Origin of the sequence: Rossellomorea vietnamensis (genome assembly GCF_008180615.1) — a bacterium.
Classification (GTDB): Bacteria; Bacillota; Bacilli; order Bacillales; family Bacillaceae_B; genus Rossellomorea; species Rossellomorea vietnamensis_D.
This window is the reverse complement of the sequence record NZ_VTEH01000004.1, coordinates 226,971-244,324: the sequence shown is the minus strand read 5'-3', so window position 1 is coordinate 244,324 and position 17,354 is coordinate 226,971. Positions and strand designations below refer to the sequence as shown.

The window sequence follows — 17,354 nt, the reverse complement described above, 5'->3', positions numbered from 1 at the left end:
AGCAGCCTGTCACTCTATCCTTCAGATCCGTCCATCTCTGTAAATCGTGATATCCTGTAGTATTTCCTATCTACCCATATCCTATAAAAAGAAGAGCATATTCGTCCAAGAATATGCTCATTCAATCGTTTTAAGGCAGGTAGACTTCTACTGTCTCAAGATACTTATTCAGAGTGCCTGTGGTTATTCCATATTTTCCTGAAATCAGGGTTTTCGTTTTCTTTTCCCCCCGCAGCCTGTGCCAGATATATTCCGTTGCCGCGGCACAAGCTTTGGCGTTCTTCAAAGACTTTTCTGCCTCCAGCAGTTTACAGGCGATGCTGAACCATGTCAGGAACAAACCGGAGTCCACTGCACTGATTGGATGGTGCAGCTGATAAAGCTCCAATGCCGTTTCATGAATATGCTTGATTTCCTTGCTGATCTTGATTGCTTTTCTGGAATCCGCCTTCAAGATCTCTCCAAGGTAAAGCTTTTCAGAGAGAGTTAAGTCATCGACTGCGCCAAAATCACTATGAGTCAGCACTTCTTTCTGGTGCCTTGACACTGAAATGAGGAACAGACCGAACATTCTCTCCTCCGGGTATTCGCTTTTCAATTTTTTAAGGATGGATGATACATGGTTTTCAAATCCTTCGCTTTGCGGATTTTCATCACTCCATGGTTCCATTCCGGCTTTTTCCGGATTTTCTTCCAGGACTCTTTTCCAAGCCTGCTGGGCTGTCTGCTCATGACCTGTATGATAAGCCGAGTGTGAGAGCCAGTAATAGAAGCTGGCATCTCCCTGGAACCCCAGCTTTTGGAGGGATTTCAGCCACTCATAGGCTTTTTCGCTGCGGCCGATCAAAGCGAATGTCGCGCCTAGCTTGTAACGCTGCTCATAATGGATCGGACGGATTTTTTCCAGGCCTTCGACCAGTTCCTGCAGCTCTTCATTTCTGCGCTGGTAAAAATAAAATACAGCTGTGTTGCACAACGCATGAAGGTTGCCCGGATTTTTTTCCATGACTTCCTCAAGCGTCGCCGCTGCTTTATCTGTATCACCGAGATAAAAATAAGCCAGCGCAAGGTTATTGTAGGCTGACCAGTATTCAGGGAAGTCCTTGATGACTTCCTGCAAAAGATCGACCGCCTTCTGGAAATTGCCTGATTCCAGCAGGTTTCTCGCCTTGTCCTGATTGGCAATCAACTCGTCATGTTCATATAGCGTATCCAGCGCTTCGTCTGAATCCAGTTCAAGAATCTCCAGCAATTCTTCAGCATCCTCGCTGAATTCGCCGTATTCTTCCTTCTCCAGATAACTTGACACGTGGGTATAAGCTTCCTTGAACAGGCCCAGGTGAGCATAATTATTAGCCAGGAAGTAATGGCATTCTGTCATATGCGGATCCAGGCTGTCGATGATGAGGTGAAGAAGCTGGTTGGATTGTGTATATTCGCCCATCTCCGTGTGCACAATCGAAAGCTGGCAGGCGATCATCGGCTCTAACGGTTCAAGCTGCAGAGCACGGTTAAGGTATTTTTTTGATTTATTTAATTCCCGGCGGTGGTAAGCCTTGATTCCTTTGTTGAAATAGTACTCGCCAGTAGGGACAAATGATAAAATTTTGCTTTTATCGTTTCTTGCATTTGAACCTTTTCTCATGAAAGTCCTCCGAAACGTATAGATTAACTACAGTAGTATAACACACATATTTCAGTTGCTAAACCACCGCTAGAGGATATTTGCTGGAAATAAATCCTTTAGCCCGCTAAAAGGGACAGTCCCCTTTTACACATTACCGTGCGAAAGGGGACTGTCCCTCTTAGTGCTTTAAAGCACTAAGCTATTATTTATTATGGCGCTCTTCCAGCGTTTGCAGAACTTCGTTTAACGGGAGGTCCTGCTCCTTCAGCAGTACCAGCAGATGATAAAGCAGATCCGCGCTTTCCCATTTCAATTCCTCTTTATCGCGGTTCTTAGCAGCAATGATGACTTCGGATGCTTCTTCCCCGACCTTTTTCAGGATCTTGTCGACACCCTCCTCAAAGAGATAGGTCGTGTAAGCTCCCTCCGGCCTTTCATCAAAACGCTCGGAGATCAGCTTTTCAAGTGTTGTCAGTATCGAACTGCCTTCACTTCCAGCCTTGGAAGTTCCATTTTCTGCTCTGTAAATGCTCTCTTCAAAACAGCTTTCGCTTCCTTTATGGCAGGCAGGTCCTTTCGGCTCCACTTCCACCAAGAGAGCATCTTGATCGCAGTCGTATTTCATTTCAATGATTCTCTGGGTATTTCCGCTGGTTTCCCCTTTATGCCATAACTCCTGGCGCGAACGAGAGTAAAACCACGTTTCCCCTTTCTCTATGGACAGCCTCAAGGACTCCGCGTTCATATAGGCAAGCGTCAGCACCTTCTTCGTGGAGGCATCCTGAACAATTGCCGGAACTAGTCCATTTTCATCAAACTTAATTGTTTCTATAATATCGTTCATCTCACCACTACCTCCTTCCCGCGCAGAAACTCTTTTACCTGCCCGACACTGGTTTCCTTGTAATGAAAAATAGAAGCGGCCAGAGCAGCGTCTGCTTTTCCATTTTTAAAAATATCTTCGAAGTGTTCTGCATTTCCGGCTCCGCCTGACGCAATCACCGGAATCGATACGGCTTCACTTACAGCTTTTGTGAGCGGAAGGTTGAAGCCGTTCTTCACGCCATCACTATCCATGCTTGTTAAAAGAATCTCGCCGGCTCCGAGCTTTTCGGCTTCCTTTGCCCAGGAAACAGCATCCTTCTCCGTGACTTTCCGGCCGCCGTGAGTGAACACTTTCCACGTGTCACTTTCTTCTTCATACTTGGCATCGATCGCTACCACGATGCACTGCGACCCGAAGTAAGCAGCACCTTCAGAAATCAGTTCCGGCCTCAAAACAGCTGCCGTGTTCAAGGAAACCTTATCGGCACCTGAGCGCAGAATATTTTTCATATCTTCCACTGAGTTGATGCCGCCGCCTACGGTGAAAGGAATCGCCAGTTCCGAAGCCACTTCTTTGACCACATCAATCATCGTTTTCCGTCCTTCATGGGAAGCGGAAATATCGAGGAACACCAATTCATCTGCTCCCTGCTCATCATAAAACTTTGCGAGCTGAACCGGATCTCCCGCATCGCGAAGCTCCACGAAGCTGACTCCTTTAACGACTCTGCCTTCTTTCACATCGAGACATGGAATGATCCGTTTGGTCAGCATGACGACACCTCTTCCACAGCTTCTTTTACTGAAAATTTCCCAGTGTAAATTGCTTTTCCAACAATCGCGCCGGCTACACTGCTTTCTTTTAAAAGACGAAGATCTTCCATCGAACTGACACCTCCGGATGCAATCACTTCTTTACCGGTAGCTTCAGCGAGTTCGACAACTGCCTTCACATTGGGGCCCGAGAGCATTCCGTCTGTTGCGATGTCCGTGAAGATGAACGTTTCCGCACCAGCATTCGCAAGTTCAATCCCTAAGTCAACTGCCTTCTTTTCCGACGTTTCGATCCAGCCATGCGTTGCCACATATCCGTCTTTCGCATCAAGCCCAATGGCAATTCTGTCTCCATATTTCGCGAGCCAGCTTTTCACCAATTCTGTCTCTGAAACAGCGAGACTGCCGATGATGACACGCTGAACACCGTTGTTGAGGTAATACTCAATGTCCTCTTCGGTACGGATGCCGCCGCCAATCTGGACTTTCGCACCAAGGTCGTTGGCCACAGCCAGAACGAACTGATCGTTCACACGGCTGCCTTCCTTCGCTCCGTCCAAATCGACCATGTGAATCCACTCAGAACCTTCGTCCACAAACCGTTTCGCCATCTCAAAAGGAGAATCTCCGTACACAGTTTCCTTGCTGTAATCTCCCTGCAGAAGGCGGACACATTTGCCGCCCCTCATGTCGATTGCCGGATAAATAGTGAAACTCATTGAACTCCCTCCCGTTCTAACGCCAGTTTTGTAAAATTTCGAAGCAGCTTCATGCCAAGCTCACTGCTTTTTTCAGGGTGAAACTGCATACCGAAAACATTTTCTTTTCCAACAACCGCCGGAACTTTCACTCCATATTGAGCTGCAGCCACTACTTCCTCTGGGTCCTCATCAGAAACATAGTAAGAGTGAACAAAGTACACATGATCTTCCTCCAGCCCTTCCAGCAGCGGTGAATCATGAAGGAATTTGAGCTTATTCCAGCCCATGTGAGGAATCTTCATTTCCTCCGTCTGTCTCGGAATGCGGATGACACGCCCTTTTAACAGCCCCAGCCCTTCTGTAGAGCCATTCTCTTCACTCTCGTCGTAAAGAAGCTGCATCCCTAAGCAGATACCCAGCAGCGGCTTGCCGCCCGCGGCGTACTCTTTTATGAATCCAACGAGCTCCTGCCTTGCCAGAAGAGTCATGGCATCGCGGAATGATCCGACTCCGGGAAGGAGAAGACCGTCCGCTTTTTCCAGTTCGCTTCTATCCTCACTGATAAAATAAGGAACATCCAGCCGCTCAAGAGCCTTCGCGACACTGAACAAATTCCCCATCCCGTAATCGACGATTCCGATCATTTATAACATTCCTTTCGTAGATGGCACTCCCTGAATTCTCGGATCAATGGTTGTCGCTTCATCCAGGGCGCGCCCCAAAGCCTTGAACACCGCTTCGATCATGTGGTGTGTATTGTGGCCGTAGTGGACGATCACATGGAGGTTCATCCTGGCTTCCAAAGCAAGCTTCCATAAAAACTCATGAACCAGCTCCGTGTCAAACGTGCCTACCTTCTGGCTTGGGAATTCTGCGCGCATTTCAAGATGCGGCCTGTTGCTCAAATCGACGACCACCTGTGCCAACGCTTCATCCATGGGAACAAAAGCATTTCCGTAGCGCTTGATGCCTTTCTTGTCTCCAAGGGCTTTCTGCAGCGCCTGCCCAAGGCAAATCCCGATATCCTCTGTTGTATGGTGGTCATCCACTTCAACATCTCCATTGGCATTCACATTAAGATCAAACTGGCCGTGCTTCGTGAACAGATCCAGCATGTGCGACATAAATGGCACACCTGTCTCAATCTTTCCACTTCCGGTTCCATCTATCGTAAAATCAAGTTCAATCTGGGTCTCATTCGTCTTGCGGACCAGCTCCGCTCTCCTGCTGTTCTCCATGCTCTTCACTCCTTCACCGTATTAAAAGGGACAGTCCCTTTTTGCGCTTTAACGCGTTACCGTACGAAGAGGGACTGTCCCTTGCGCTGCGTTAATGCGTTAAAGTCTTCATTTATTTCTTGAACCGCGTTTCAACCGCTCTCGCGTGAGCTTCCAGTCCTTCAAGGCGGGCCAGTTTGGCGATTTTACTGTAGTTGTCTTGTAAAGCTTTCTCGCTGTATGAAATGACCGATGACTTTTTTGTGAAGTCATCGACGTTTAATGGCGATGAGAATCGGGCCGTCCCGTTCGTAGGAAGAACATGATTCGGTCCTGCGAAATAATCGCCGACAGGTTCAGAACTATATCTTCCAAGGAAAATTGCCCCCGCATGGCGGATTTTCGCCATTGTCTCCATCGGATCGCTCGTCATGATTTCAAGATGCTCCGGTGCAAGGTCGTTGACAACTTCCACGCCTTTTTGCATATCTTCAACAAGATAAATCGCACCGAACCTCTCAATCGATTCTCCTGCAATTTCTTTACGCGGCAGGTCTCTCAATTGCTCTTCAACCTTCTTCGACACTTCTTCCGCAAGCTGCTCTGAGTCCGTGACCAGGACAGCCGAGGCATTCGTGTCATGCTCTGCCTGCGATAGCAGATCCGCCGCAACTTCTTCCGCTCGCGCCGTCTCATCTGCCAGAACGACGATCTCACTCGGACCGGCAATCATATCAATGGCCACATCGCCGAAAACCTCACGCTTGGCAAGAGCTACATAGATATTTCCCGGCCCGACGATTTTATCGACAGGCTCCACACTCTCTGTTCCATAAGCGAGGGCACCGATCGCCTGGGCGCCGCCGACCTTCCAGATCTCGGTTACTCCGGCTGTTTTGGCTGCTGCCAGTACAGCTGAAGGGATCCGGCCGTCTTTTCCTGGAGGAGTCACCATGACAATCCGTTCCACACCCGCAACCTTGGCAGGCAGGACATTCATCAATACTGAGGAAGGATAAGCCGCTGTGCCGCCCGGAACGTAAACTCCTACAGAATCCAGCGGGGTGATTTTCTGCCCGAGAAGAGTGCCATTCTCATCGGTATCAAACCAGGAATTTCTCCGCTGCATCCCATGAAAGCTCGAAATATTTTGGGCTGCCTCTTCAATAATTTCCATCATTTCAGGCCCAACTTCTTCTACCGCCGCATTGATTTCTTCTGCAGAAACACGCAAATTTTTCAGCCTTACCCGGTCAAATTTTTCGGTGTAATTTAAGAGCGCATTGTCGCCTAGCGATTTCACTTCCCGCAAAATTTCCTGAACCGTTTTCCGCTGTTCTTCTGTGCCGCTGTCGATTGAGCGCTTAATCGATAAGTTTCCTTCTGCCTTTATAATCTTCATGGAAATCCCCTCCTTTTACACGCTGATGCTGCTGACGACTTCTCTTAATCTCTCTGCCAGTTCATCGATTCGTTCATCCTTCATCCGATAACTCACCGGGTTCACAATCAGCCTGGAGGTAATACCTACAATCTTTTCATACTCGACCAGCCCGTTTTCCTTCAAGGTCCTGCCAGTGGAAACAATATCAACGATCCTGTCCGCCAGCCCGATCATTGGCGCAAGTTCGATGGAACCGTTCAGCTTTATGATTTCAACCTGCTCACCCTGTTCACGGAAATACCCTGATGCTATAGCTGGATATTTTGTCGCGATTTTCGGTGCCACCTCATTCATTTTCGTTCCGGGCAGCCCGGCAACCGCCAGATAGCATGCAGAAATTTTTAAATCGAGAAGCTCATAAACGTCTCTCTCTTCCTCAAGCATGACATCCTTCCCGGCAATGCCAAGATCAGCTACCCCATGCTCCACATAGGTAGGAACGTCCATTGGTTTGGCGAGGATGAATGTCAGCTTTTCTTCAGGAACCTCGATGATCAATTTACGGGAATCATCGAATTCAGGAGGAAGATTAAATCCTGCACGCCTCATCAGTTCCAGTGCTTCGTCAAAAATCCGCCCCTTCGGCATCGCAATCGTTAAGTCTGTCATTGTTCTTCACCGCCTTTGCCATTCTTTCCGATAAAATAACTCACCTCTGTGAATTCCTTAGAAAACTCGTCAACATCCGTGATCCCTTTCCAATCCTGAAGCACGACACTTTTCCCCTGGCTCCTCAATTCCTGTGCAAAGGAAATCGCTTCGCCTCTTCGTTCTCTACTGAAGAGCACGCAATGGTCGGTGACAGGACTTTCCGGAAACCCCAAGCCTTCCAAAATATGATCCAGCTTAAGGGCAAATCCTGTCGCACCTGATTCCTTGCCGAACTTTTCCATCAATTTATTGTATCGTCCGCCGTTCCCTATCGGAAAACCGACATTCTCGGCGTACGTTTCAAACAGTATCCCTGAATAGTAGCTCATATGGCTGACAAGACTGAGGTCAAACTTTACAAACTCAGCCAAGCCGTAATCTTCAAGAAGCGCCGACAATTCTTCCAGCTGCCCGATCGCTTCCCTGCCAGCCTGGCCCTCCATCAAAGGATATGCCTCCTGCAGCACGTCTTTCCCTCCTCTTATCTTCAAAAAAGAAAGCAGGCGCTGCTTATCAATCGAAGAAAGAGACAACTGATTGACATGTTCTCGGAATCCGACATAATTTTTTTCATAGAGGAAACGGCTCAATGTATTGGCCCGTTCTTCTGTTCCTAAAATCTCTTTAAAAAGTTCTCTGACAAACCCGATATGTCCGATGGAAATGGTGAAATTCTTCAGACCGGCTGTTTTCAGCGAAGAAATCATCAAGGAAATCACTTCACCATCCGCAGAAATGGTTTCATCTCCGATGCATTCAATTCCGAACTGCTCGAATTCTGCGGGACGTCCGCCTTCTCTCTGCTGAGCGCGGAAGACATTCGCACAGTACGCAAGCCTCAATGGCTGCTTGTTCTGCAGAAGCTTAGAAGCAGCCACCCTCGCAATCGGAGCTGTCATATCGGGACGCAGCACAAGAGTGTGGCCCTGCTGATCCAATAGCTTGAATAGCTGCCTGTCCAGGATGGCCGATGCCTCGCCAACAGTTTCAAAATACTCAAGAGTAGGAGTTTCAATAAACTGATAGCCCCAGGCTTTCATTGTTTCTTCCATCTTCGTTTTCAATGATGCTTTCGCTTGATAGAGATTCGGGAATGTATCTCTCATCCCCAACGGTTTTTCAAACATAAACAGCTTTGACATGACAACCACCTTTTATCTGAATTTTTACTGTATCTATTCATTATCCCACTGCAATCATTTTATTGAAAATATTTAAAATCCTTTAGTTCGCTAATGTGCTAATAAGTTAAAGTTATATGTAGTGTAACGCCTTCCCCATGTTCCGTCAACCGAAAAACTTCTTTGGATAGTTTGTGCTTAATAAGGGAAAGGAATTTGTGGGTTGCGAAGAAAAGTTTATTGCTTTTGACTAGTTTGATGATTTCCGTTCTAGTTACAATCACCCTTGGATACTAGAAAGAATAGTTTAAAAGTTTTAAACATTCCATTACAATGAGTATGAATTCAAATGTCTGTGGAGGAAAATATGAAAAAACTTATCACTCTAAGTAATATTGGTCTATTAGTTGCTATCTCATTATTGATATATCTGTTACTAGTTGGATTAACTGAAATGGTTTATTCTGGTGAAGTCATGTTGTCGGCCTTTATTTTAATGACTATCATTAGAGGGCTTGAAGCACACCAGGCAGGTAGAAAAATCACCAGCCTCATTATATTCACCGTAAGTATAGCAATTTTTATTATTCTCGTTCTTTCCCTGTTTTAGTTGCTTTATGAAAAATAGACCAGGCTGATAAGTGGAAGAGTCCTCTATAGTAAAAATATTATGGGCAAAAGCCTAATGGGTTTACATTAGAAGTGTAACCCTTTAAAGGGCTTATCCTTAATTGAGTAACCAGTTCCAATAAAATAAGGGGAGAATTTCCCGTTAAATGTAAAAATCCAACTCAAATGCGGGTATTTAAGGGGAAAATTTCCCCTTATTCAAATAAAAGTGAGCCATTTTCTCGTTATTTAAGTAAATAGCGGTAATTTCTCCCTCTATTCGTGTGTGGTTTTAATGCTTTTTTCTAAATAAGAGGAATTTCTCCCCTTATTGTTCAAACTTTTTTTAGCGTCTAAAAATGTACAACTTACGGTTGTTTACTAGAAACAGCGCAGGCGGAGGTTTCTCAGAAGAGGCGGTCTCCTCCTTTTTTTCTCCAGAGATTATTCAGCCTCAAGGGCAGAGTCCGTTCAAGCGGTTACAGATCAGCCGGACGTGGAGATATAATTGTTAAGCAATCTCATAAACCACAAATAAACCCCCAGGGCAAAAGCCAAGGGGGTTTATCTCATTGATTGCTTCCGTATATTTCGTCATCTTTCCATCGGTCCGCAAGTTCTTCTTTTGTGTAAATAACCTTCATAGGATTGCCGCCGACAAAAGCGCCCGCCGGAACATCTTTATGGACAAGGGTACCCGCAGATACAATGGCCCCGTCGCCGATCTTTATACCAGGAAGAATCGTGGTGTTGGCACCGATCATGACTTCACTGCCGATTTCCACATCACCGAGACGGTACTCTTTTATCAAGTATTCATGAGCAAGAATGGTGGTATTGTATCCGATTACGGTGTTGCGCCCGACGGATATTTTTTCAGGAAACATGACGTCGAGCATGACCATGAGTGCGAATGATGTTTCTTTGCCGATTTCCATCCGCAGGAAATTTTTATACATCCAGTTTTTCATGCCCAAGAAAGGCGTGTATCTTGCCAGCTGAATGACAGCGAAGTTCTTGACCACCTTTACAAATGGAACCGTCTTATACACATGCCAGAGAGAATTAGCCCCGTCAACTCGATAACGGGTCGTCCGTCTCATCGTTTTTCAAGCCCGACTACATCTAAAAGATCAGCCATCGTTTCCAGCATGAAATCAGGCTCATACTGATCCAGGTACTCCCGACCCTTCGCACTCCAGGCAACCCCTGCAGACAGTGTACCGGCATTTTTCCCGGCAAGGACATCATGATGGTTATCTCCAACCATGATCGATTCTTCCGGCATTGAATCAAGGGCTGATAATGCTTTTTGTACCGGTTCCGGATCGGGCTTAGCGTTTTCTACCTCGTCGAGCGTGATGATGACATCAAAGAACTGATCCAGATTGGTGAGCTTTAAGCCTTTTATAACCACATCGCGGATCTTGGTTGAAACGATCGCCAGCTTGTAACCGTTTTGGCTTAATGTTTGAACCGTTTCAAAAACGCCTTCGAATTCTGTCACCAGAGAGTCATGTTTTTCGAGATTATAGGCTCTGTAGGTTTTGACCATATCCTCAACCGCATCCGGATTCACTTTTATAAAAGATTCTTCGAGCGGAGGACCCATGAATTGCAGGACATCCTCCCGTTTGTACTGGTCAGGGAAATAGGTGTTCATGGTATGCAAGAAAGAAGAAATGATCAATTCATTTGTATTGATCAACGTTCCATCCAGATCAAATAGTACTGTTGTGATTTTTTTGCTCATAGAGTTGCTTCCTTTCCTTTGGCTTTAGTTACTTCGACTCGTCTCCAAATATAGGCGACGGCGAGTGTCAGCAGAATGGCGGTCACCACCCTGATGATCAAAAGCGGCAGCACAGGGATGCCGAGCGGGATGAAGATGAGAGTGTCTTCCACCACCGCATGGCAGGCAACAAGGAAGATAAACGCAATGGTGACGTCTTTCTTGCTTACTCCATCCTCTTCCACCGCCTGGATCATGACCCCTGCTCCGTACGCAAGGCCGATCAGCAATCCGGCTGCCAGTGTGGTTGATGTGTTTTCATTCATTCCCATGGCTCTGGTGAACGGCGACATCCACTTCGAGAAGGCCGCCAGCCATTTCTTATCTTTCATAATCTGAAGAGCGATCATCAGCGGAATGACAATCAGAGCCAGCTGCAGGATTCCATACCCTGCTTTTTCAAAAGCGAGAAGGAGGATTTCACCCCAGTTTTCCGGATCAGCTCCCTGTGGAGGAACCATACCATACTGAGCCAACTCCCCGCCTCCATTCCAGACCAAGTTGATCACAATGGCTGAAATGATGGCCAGCCCGAGTCTGACCAAGACAATAATCCAGATTTTCACTCCTACTTTAGCAGCGACCGTCGATTCAATCAGCAGATTATGAGAGAAGCTGAGCATCACTGCGACGATGAATACCTCTTTTACGGTGAGGTCCAGGGAAAGGATACCTCCAATGGCTGCATAAAGGTTCAGGAAGTTTCCGAGAACGAGCGGAATCGCCGCATCCCCGGAAAGGCCGAACAATCGCATGAATGGAGAAATCTTATCGATGATCCACGGTAAAATCGGTGTATGCTGTAGCAGCACGACAATCATGGTGATGGGAAAAATGACTTTCCCCAGTGACCAGGTCGTCTTCAAACCGGCGATCCAACCATTTTTTACAGATGTTCCAAGCATTCTCCTTACTCCCCTTACAACTGTTTTTCATCAAGTTTGTCTGGTGACATGCTGAATAAAAAACAGCTCTTGTTAAATTTCTCTAGGCTTCCACGTCATTATAAGGCTTGGCAGCATAACCTTTCATTCTTCTGAAAATCCATAAGCCTACCGCAAGCAAAATTAATACAATGGAAATCACTTGGGCGATCCGGAGCATTTCCGTCAGCATCAAGCTGTCCGTACGCATTCCCTCAATAAAGAAACGGCCGATTGAATACCAAATAACATAAGACAGGAAGAGTTCCCCGACTCTGAGATTCAATTTCCTGCGGATGACCAGCAGCAGAATGAATCCGGCAATATTCCAGAGCGACTCATATAAAAAAGTAGGGTGATAGTACGCACCGTTAATATACATTTGATTCACGATAAAGTCAGGCAGCATCAGGTTTTCAAGAAATTGGCGGCTGACTTCCCTGCCGTGGGCTTCCTGATTCATGAAGTTCCCCCAGCGGCCGATAGCCTGGCCAAGGATGATGCTTGGTGCTGCAATATCAGCCAGCTTCCAGAAGGACAATCCTTTAGCCCGTGCAAAAAAGTAAGCGGTCGCCACTGAACCAATCAAGGCTCCGTGGATGGCTATCCCGCCGTTCCAAATCTTAAAGATATCACCCGGATTTTGGGAATAGTGCTCCCATTCAAAGGCGACATAGTAAAGACGGGCACAAACAATCGCAATCGGAATCGCCCACACAATCAAATCGATGAATGTATCTTTCGGAAATCCCATCCGGTCGCTTTCCTTAACTGCGAAATATAATGCCAATGCAATGCCCAGCCCGATGATCAGCCCGTACCAATGAACCTGAATCGGACCAAGATCTAACGCAACCGGGTTAATCGGTGTAATCGTAGACTCCATACCTTAAACACTCCCATTCTACATATCAAATCATTACTTAATGCTCCTGAAGGCCAGTAACGCGCTGTCTCACTAAAAGGGACAGTCCCTTTCGACACTGCAACGCGTTACTGCATTGAAAGGGACTGTCCCTTTCAGCACTTTAAAGGAGTAAAGCCATTTTTAGAAATCTTCCTGGTCTCCGTCTTCGATGACGTCACTCAGGCGGTTCGTGAATTGTTCAGCGGCATTGACTCCCATTCTTTTCAGGCGGAAGTTCATGGCTGCCACTTCAATGATGACAGCAAGATTTCGCCCGGGACGGACAGGAACTGTCAATTTCGTGATATCGGTATCAATGATCCGCATCTTTTCTTCTTCCAAGCCAAGTCTGTCATACTGCTTCGTTTTATCCCATAGCTCAAGGTTGATGCAAAGAGTGATCCTCTTGTAGCTGCGGACTGCTCCTGCTCCAAACAGCGTCATGACATTGATGATGCCGAGGCCGCGGATCTCCAGCAGATGTTCGATCAGCTCCGGGGAACTTCCGACAAGTGTATCCGTATCCTCTTGGCGAATTTCCACGCAGTCATCAGCAACAAGGCGGTGGCCTCTTTTAACAAGTTCAAGCGCAGTCTCACTTTTACCGACACCGCTTTTTCCTGTGATCATGACACCGACGCCATAAATATCAACAAGGACGCCGTGGATGGCAGTAGTAGGCGCTAACTTGCTTTCAAGATAGTTTGTCAGCCTGCTGGAAAACCCTGTAGTCTTTAACGGGGTTCTCATGACTGGCACGTCCATCCGGTTGGATGCTTCAATAAGTTCAAGAGGAATTTCCATGTCACGGCTTATAATGATGCCGGGTGTAATATCCGTGCACAACTGATCCATTCTAGATTTCCGTTGTGTATCATCCAGTTTTTCAAGAAAGCTCAATTCGGTTTTACCAAGAAGCTGTATTCTCTCTGCTGGATAATAATCGAAATAACCGGCCATTTCCAATCCCGGCCGCGAGATATCGGTCGTGACGATTGGGCGGTGAAGGCCTTCCTCACCGCTTACCAATTCAAGATTAAACTTCTCAACAATATCTTTTGCGCGTACTTTTGCCAAAAAGAAGTCCTCCTTTTTTAATCCTCAAACGTTTATATGTATCGAACGTTTTCCCTCAGATTTATTTTTACCAGCTGCGGTTACTTCCATCAACTTTCCGAAGGCGCAGCCGCAAAAAAATTATTCTAACCCATTTTAGCACTTTTCAACGGCGCACTACCACCTTGGCAGACCTTCTTTTTAAGGAGCAGGTGTCTCATACCGGCCTGAACTCCTATATAGAGATTGAAAATAAAGAAAAGAGGTGGAAAAATTGAAAATCATAATTGATGCAGGACACGGTTACAGCACACCAGGAAAGCGGAGCCCATCTGGAATGAGGGAGTATGAATTCAACAGGGAGGCAGCTTTGGCGGCAAAAGAGACACTCCTTTCTTATGAAAAAACAGAAGTGTATTTCACCCATTCGGACAAGGAGGATGTGAGTTTAATGAGGAGAACCGGTCTGGCGAACAAAATCAAAGCTGATGTGTTCATCTCCATCCATGCCAATGCTTTTGGCAGCGCCTGGAACGAGGCACATGGGGTGGAAACATATGTACACCAAACGAAACCGGCTGCAGCGCTGAGTCTGGCAGCCATCATCCAGAAAAAGCTGGCAGCCAGGACAGGACTTGCAAGCAGAGGAGTTAAGGCGGCAGATTTCCATGTTCTCCGGGAAACAAAGATGACCGCCGTTCTCGTGGAATGCGGATTTATGACCAACCCAAAAGAGGCGGCTCTTCTCAAGACACCTTTATACCGCAAAGTTTGTGGACAGGCGGTCGCACTCGCATTAGCTGAGCACTATAAGCTCTCTAAAAAAGAGAGCAGTCTGTATAAGGTTCAGGCCGGGGCTTTTTCAAAAAAGGAAAACGCCGAAGCTTTGCTCCGCAGGTTAAAAGGCGCCGGCTTTGATGGATTTATATCTAGAGGTTGAGCAGTCCCATGACTGCCCCGGAAGGCATGCATTATCCGGTGAGGAAACCAATAAAGGTAACAAATCAAAACCACCAGTGAGTATTGGTGGTTTTTCTGCGGCTCGAAGCCTTTTTCACCGACTCAGCTTAAAAGGCTCACTTTTCTCCAGCCATTTATTCTCACTGACGAAATAAGGGAAGAAATTCCGCTTATTTAAGAAAAAGCACAACAAATTGCAGAATTAAGCGGAGAAATTCCGCTTAATTCTTGAAAAGGTGAGAAAATTATACATTTCGCGGTGCTTAAGCGGAAAAACTCCGCTTATATACCCCACATAGACTTTAATACCGCAGTTTAACCGGAAAATTTCCGCTTATTCCAGCTTGGTTTATTATACCTCCTGCTGGATGAAATGGAGTGAGGAAAACGTATTCCCTATCAAGGAGGGAGAATTTTCATATATAGCTCTCTGCGCCCGCACAGCCGAGGTTTCAGCACAAAAAAAAAGAGTGAGAAGCAGTTTTTCCTGCCTCTCACTCTTTTTTCTTTTTCATCGGTTCAATAATCACTTTTTGAATCGCGATATTGACGATGGACAATATAACAGCGGCCAATAAGGCCATGCCGAACCCATCCATTTCGAAGCTGCCGCCCATTATGCCGTCAGTCAACCATAGTGTAATGGCATTAATGACAAACAAGAACAGCCCCAGTGTTAAAATTGTGGCGGGCAGGGTCAGCAGAATCAGGATCGGCCTCACCAGCACATTCAAGATTGCCAGAATGAAGCTGGCAATGACAGCCGCCCCGAAACTGGAGACTTCGAACCCATCAAAATATCCGGCAAGACTGACAAAGACCACCGCATTGATTAAAATACCGATCAGCCATCTCATTCAAGTTTTACCCCTTCTTAACTTTTAGGGAGTACAAACGCAGCGATAATATAAGCAAGACCTAACGGGAAAAATCCTGTCGGGAAAAGCAAAATGACGAAGATGATCCTCAATAGGTTTGCGCTCATGCCGGTTTTTTCAGCGATACCGCCAAGCACTCCTGCCAAGACCTTATTTGTTCGTGAACGAGCTAATGCCATTCATTATCATCCTCTCTTAAAGCTTATGTTCTGTCCTATATATCATTCTTCACTTCTGATTTTTTTATGAGAACAGAACCTGTTTTTGTGTGAGCAAAGATATGAAGCTTCTTTTCTGAATCACTTTCTTTAGAAAAGTGAACATGCTTTTGTACCACTTCATTTTTTTCTTCTACTACATTTATACCCTCCATCTCGATTTTAAAACTGCCGAGATTGGACTTCGCTTCACCTTTGATGCCTATGGAATCCGGTACATAAAGGTCGATTCCGCCTGTCACAGCCTTGGCATGAAGCGTGTCTGCCCTCTCGCCTCTCAGGCTGCAGACGATCGTTCCGTTCAGCGACTGAAGATCGGTCTCGACCACATCACCTTCCAAGTACACTTTTCCGTTTATAGACTCTGCTTCCACACTGTCGGAATAAATATTGGCCAAGTGAATTGCACCATTGGAAGTATCCACTTCGATTTTCTTGCTTGTCATGTCATTCAATTCCACTTTTCCATTCCCAGACCGCACTTTAAAAGAGTCTGTCTTCAGCCTCTCGGATTTAACGGCTCCATTCAATACTTTAATCGAAACTTTCTCGTACTGTGAAGCAGGGATATACACTTTCGTATTGACCTTCATCCACTTCAACTCTGTGGACAAGCGCAATTTCTCATTTTCAATATAGAAATCAGTATTGGCTAGGAAAGATCTTCGTGCTTCTTCGATATCGTCAGTCCGGTATACCTTCACCTGACATTCCACTCTTACCTCATCTTGCTCCCAAGGCAGGACGTCCACCTTGCCGTTTGCTACATCGACGGCAACTTCTTTCAGTAATCCCACTTCCGTTTCTTGAAAAACATGTGAAAGTTCTATGGATTTATTAAATTCGAAATCTAAGTCGAAATTTTTAACCTTATTCAAAGCAGATTGGAAAAAGTCAATCAGCTTATCCTTGCCGTTATTGTTAGAATAGGTTGTTTTCTCACTTTGATGATTGGTTTTCTCTCCTGTAAAAAGATTCGCCAGTTCATCCAGGAGATCTGTTTCTTTCTCTTTATACGGTTCCTTCTCCTTATGAGGAGCGCTTTCTTTATCCAAGGCCTCAAGCAATGTCAGGGCTTCCTTTGTAGACAGATGGCCTTTTTCAACCAGCTCGAGAATTCGTTTGCGTTCTTCATTCATACTTCTTCACTCCTTCAAAGTTATAACAGTACTTTTATTCCCTTATAAACATTCCATATAACAACGACCAGTGATATGAGCAGCGAAAAACCTATAGTTATAAAAATGAAAATCGGTATACCGCTTCCGACCGCTAAAACCCCGATGTCGAAAAAGACGCCGGCAATCACAAGCGGCACCGCAATCAACGGAAGCAAGTGAGATAGAAAAGCAGACTTTGCATGCCTCTTTGTTTCAGGGTCATCCACCAGGAAATACACTATGATCGGAAAAATAAACCCTGCAAAGAAGATGCTGAAGTAACTAAGAGATGAAAGCAATCTGTTGGTATCCAAGGATGTCACTCCTCTCTCTGATACTAATATTTACGTTTCGCCTGCCCAAAGGTTTCATTCTGAAAGCAAATTTTGTTTTCCTCTTAAAATATCATCCCATATATTCACCATTCCTCCCTCCATCTACAGGCTGATAAACGGTAAGTACCAGGATGTGTTTTGCTGATTTAAACTTTA

General features: G+C 45.9%; 20 protein-coding genes. 2 read left to right on the top strand and 18 right to left on the bottom strand.

Annotation, left to right across the window (positions count from 1 at the left end; translation table 11 throughout):
* Positions 1–130: 130 nt before the first annotated feature.
* The 9 genes from FZC79_RS08245 to FZC79_RS08205 all read right to left on the bottom strand — a co-directional run bounded on the left by FZC79_RS08245 (position 131) and on the right by FZC79_RS08205 (position 8,381).
* Positions 131–1,645 (bottom strand): tetratricopeptide repeat protein, encoded by a 1,515-nt coding sequence (locus tag FZC79_RS08245; protein WP_148946334.1) that lies wholly within the window; start codon positions 1,643–1,645, stop codon positions 131–133.
* Between the two features lie 184 nt (positions 1,646–1,829).
* Positions 1,830–2,471, bottom strand: coding sequence for a bifunctional phosphoribosyl-AMP cyclohydrolase/phosphoribosyl-ATP diphosphatase HisIE (gene hisIE / locus FZC79_RS08240; protein ID WP_148946333.1), 642 nt, complete (start codon positions 2,469–2,471; stop codon positions 1,830–1,832).
* The gene (hisF, locus tag FZC79_RS08235; RefSeq protein ID WP_148946332.1) at positions 2,468–3,226 is read right to left on the bottom strand and encodes an imidazole glycerol phosphate synthase subunit HisF; all 759 of its coding nucleotides are present in this window, start codon (positions 3,224–3,226) and stop codon (positions 2,468–2,470) included. Before hisF ends, hisIE begins: the two co-directional genes overlap by 4 nt.
* On the bottom strand, positions 3,220–3,945 hold the full coding sequence (gene hisA / locus FZC79_RS08230) for a 1-(5-phosphoribosyl)-5-[(5-phosphoribosylamino)methylideneamino]imidazole-4-carboxamide isomerase (protein WP_148946331.1): 726 nt from the start codon (positions 3,943–3,945) through the stop codon (positions 3,220–3,222). The genes hisF and hisA overlap by 7 nt, the downstream gene beginning before the upstream one ends.
* The gene (gene hisH, locus FZC79_RS08225) at positions 3,942–4,571 is read right to left on the bottom strand and encodes an imidazole glycerol phosphate synthase subunit HisH (protein ID WP_148946330.1); all 630 of its coding nucleotides are present in this window, start codon (positions 4,569–4,571) and stop codon (positions 3,942–3,944) included. The genes hisA and hisH overlap by 4 nt, the downstream gene beginning before the upstream one ends.
* On the bottom strand, positions 4,572–5,165 hold the full coding sequence (gene hisB / locus FZC79_RS08220; RefSeq protein ID WP_148946329.1) for an imidazoleglycerol-phosphate dehydratase HisB: 594 nt from the start codon (positions 5,163–5,165) through the stop codon (positions 4,572–4,574).
* Positions 5,166–5,277: 112 nt separating this feature from the next.
* On the bottom strand, positions 5,278–6,546 hold the full coding sequence (gene hisD, locus FZC79_RS08215) for a histidinol dehydrogenase (RefSeq protein WP_148946328.1): 1,269 nt from the start codon (positions 6,544–6,546) through the stop codon (positions 5,278–5,280).
* Positions 6,547–6,561: 15 nt separating this feature from the next.
* Positions 6,562–7,197, bottom strand: coding sequence for an ATP phosphoribosyltransferase (hisG, locus tag FZC79_RS08210; RefSeq protein ID WP_148946327.1), 636 nt, complete (start codon positions 7,195–7,197; stop codon positions 6,562–6,564).
* The gene (locus tag FZC79_RS08205; RefSeq protein WP_148946326.1) at positions 7,194–8,381 is read right to left on the bottom strand and encodes an ATP phosphoribosyltransferase regulatory subunit; all 1,188 of its coding nucleotides are present in this window, start codon (positions 8,379–8,381) and stop codon (positions 7,194–7,196) included. Before FZC79_RS08205 ends, hisG begins: the two co-directional genes overlap by 4 nt.
* A 346-nt stretch (positions 8,382–8,727) precedes the next feature.
* Between FZC79_RS08205 and FZC79_RS08200 the strand changes: the two genes are divergently transcribed.
* Positions 8,728–8,970, top strand: coding sequence for a hypothetical protein (locus tag FZC79_RS08200; RefSeq protein ID WP_148946325.1), 243 nt, complete (start codon positions 8,728–8,730; stop codon positions 8,968–8,970).
* Between the two features lie 568 nt (positions 8,971–9,538).
* On the opposite strand, the gene FZC79_RS08195 is transcribed toward FZC79_RS08200, so the two are convergent.
* The 5 genes from FZC79_RS08195 to hprK all read right to left on the bottom strand — a co-directional run bounded on the left by FZC79_RS08195 (position 9,539) and on the right by hprK (position 13,668).
* Positions 9,539–10,072: an acyltransferase gene (locus tag FZC79_RS08195; protein ID WP_148946324.1), complete on the bottom strand. Its 534-nt coding sequence runs from the start codon at positions 10,070–10,072 to the stop codon at positions 9,539–9,541.
* A complete protein-coding gene (ppaX, locus tag FZC79_RS08190) occupies positions 10,069–10,722 on the bottom strand; it encodes a pyrophosphatase PpaX (protein WP_148946323.1) in 654 nt (217 codons plus the stop codon). Before ppaX ends, FZC79_RS08195 begins: the two co-directional genes overlap by 4 nt.
* Positions 10,719–11,666, bottom strand: a complete 948-nt coding sequence (locus FZC79_RS08185) for a nucleoside recognition domain-containing protein (protein WP_148946322.1) — start codon at positions 11,664–11,666, stop codon at positions 10,719–10,721. Before FZC79_RS08185 ends, ppaX begins: the two co-directional genes overlap by 4 nt.
* An 82-nt stretch (positions 11,667–11,748) precedes the next feature.
* Positions 11,749–12,570 carry a prolipoprotein diacylglyceryl transferase gene (gene lgt / locus FZC79_RS08180; RefSeq protein WP_148946321.1) on the bottom strand — a complete coding sequence of 274 codons (822 nt, stop codon included), beginning with the start codon at positions 12,568–12,570 and terminating at the stop codon, positions 11,749–11,751.
* 162 nt (positions 12,571–12,732) lie between these two features.
* Positions 12,733–13,668 (bottom strand): HPr(Ser) kinase/phosphatase, encoded by a 936-nt coding sequence (gene hprK, locus FZC79_RS08175; RefSeq protein ID WP_148946320.1) that lies wholly within the window; start codon positions 13,666–13,668, stop codon positions 12,733–12,735.
* Positions 13,669–13,912: 244 nt separating this feature from the next.
* Between hprK and FZC79_RS08170 the strand changes: the two genes are divergently transcribed.
* Positions 13,913–14,587 (top strand): N-acetylmuramoyl-L-alanine amidase, encoded by a 675-nt coding sequence (locus tag FZC79_RS08170; RefSeq protein ID WP_353733603.1) that lies wholly within the window; start codon positions 13,913–13,915, stop codon positions 14,585–14,587.
* Positions 14,588–15,101: 514 nt separating this feature from the next.
* Here the strand turns inward: FZC79_RS08170 and FZC79_RS08165 are convergent.
* From FZC79_RS08165 to FZC79_RS08150, 4 genes are read right to left on the bottom strand one after another with little or no spacing between them, the layout of a single operon-like run.
* A complete protein-coding gene (locus FZC79_RS08165; protein ID WP_148946318.1) occupies positions 15,102–15,464 on the bottom strand; it encodes a phage holin family protein in 363 nt (120 codons plus the stop codon).
* Between the two features lie 17 nt (positions 15,465–15,481).
* A complete protein-coding gene (locus FZC79_RS08160) occupies positions 15,482–15,664 on the bottom strand; it encodes a PspC domain-containing protein (protein WP_148941204.1) in 183 nt (60 codons plus the stop codon).
* A 35-nt stretch (positions 15,665–15,699) separates the two neighbouring features.
* Positions 15,700–16,842, bottom strand: coding sequence for a DUF4097 family beta strand repeat-containing protein (locus FZC79_RS08155; protein WP_148946317.1), 1,143 nt, complete (start codon positions 16,840–16,842; stop codon positions 15,700–15,702).
* A gap of 20 nt (positions 16,843–16,862) precedes the next feature.
* Complete coding sequence (locus FZC79_RS08150) at positions 16,863–17,177, bottom strand: DUF4870 domain-containing protein (protein WP_148946316.1); 315 nt, start codon at positions 17,175–17,177, stop codon at positions 16,863–16,865.
* Between the last annotated feature and the right edge of the window lie 177 nt (positions 17,178–17,354).

Excerpts from the sequence above, each read along its gene's own strand:
- hisD (WP_148946328.1), bottom strand. The coding sequence starts at position 6,546 with ATGAAGATTATAAAGGCAGAAGGAAACTTATCGATTAAGCGCTCAATC.
- lgt (WP_148946321.1), bottom strand. The coding sequence starts at position 12,570 with ATGGAGTCTACGATTACACCGATTAACCCGGTTGCGTTAGATCTTGGT.
- FZC79_RS08160 (WP_148941204.1), bottom strand. The coding sequence starts at position 15,664 with ATGGCATTAGCTCGTTCACGAACAAATAAGGTCTTGGCAGGAGTGCTT.
- hisG (WP_148946327.1), bottom strand. The coding sequence starts at position 7,197 with ATGACAGACTTAACGATTGCGATGCCGAAGGGGCGGATTTTTGACGAA.
- FZC79_RS08185 (WP_148946322.1), bottom strand. The coding sequence starts at position 11,666 with ATGCTTGGAACATCTGTAAAAAATGGTTGGATCGCCGGTTTGAAGACG.
- hisIE (WP_148946333.1), bottom strand. The coding sequence starts at position 2,471 with ATGAACGATATTATAGAAACAATTAAGTTTGATGAAAATGGACTAGTT.
- FZC79_RS08165 (WP_148946318.1), bottom strand. The coding sequence starts at position 15,464 with ATGAGATGGCTGATCGGTATTTTAATCAATGCGGTGGTCTTTGTCAGT.
- hisH (WP_148946330.1), bottom strand. The coding sequence starts at position 4,571 with ATGATCGGAATCGTCGATTACGGGATGGGGAATTTGTTCAGTGTCGCG.
- FZC79_RS08195 (WP_148946324.1), bottom strand. The coding sequence starts at position 10,072 with ATGAGACGGACGACCCGTTATCGAGTTGACGGGGCTAATTCTCTCTGG.
- hisB (WP_148946329.1), bottom strand. The coding sequence starts at position 5,165 with ATGGAGAACAGCAGGAGAGCGGAGCTGGTCCGCAAGACGAATGAGACC.
- ppaX (WP_148946323.1), bottom strand. The coding sequence starts at position 10,722 with ATGAGCAAAAAAATCACAACAGTACTATTTGATCTGGATGGAACGTTG.
- FZC79_RS08200 (WP_148946325.1), top strand. The coding sequence starts at position 8,728 with ATGAAAAAACTTATCACTCTAAGTAATATTGGTCTATTAGTTGCTATC.
- hisA (WP_148946331.1), bottom strand. The coding sequence starts at position 3,945 with ATGAGTTTCACTATTTATCCGGCAATCGACATGAGGGGCGGCAAATGT.
- FZC79_RS08155 (WP_148946317.1), bottom strand. The coding sequence starts at position 16,842 with ATGAATGAAGAACGCAAACGAATTCTCGAGCTGGTTGAAAAAGGCCAT.
- FZC79_RS08245 (WP_148946334.1), bottom strand. The coding sequence starts at position 1,645 with ATGAGAAAAGGTTCAAATGCAAGAAACGATAAAAGCAAAATTTTATCA.
- FZC79_RS08205 (WP_148946326.1), bottom strand. The coding sequence starts at position 8,381 with ATGTCAAAGCTGTTTATGTTTGAAAAACCGTTGGGGATGAGAGATACA.
- hisF (WP_148946332.1), bottom strand. The coding sequence starts at position 3,226 with ATGCTGACCAAACGGATCATTCCATGTCTCGATGTGAAAGAAGGCAGA.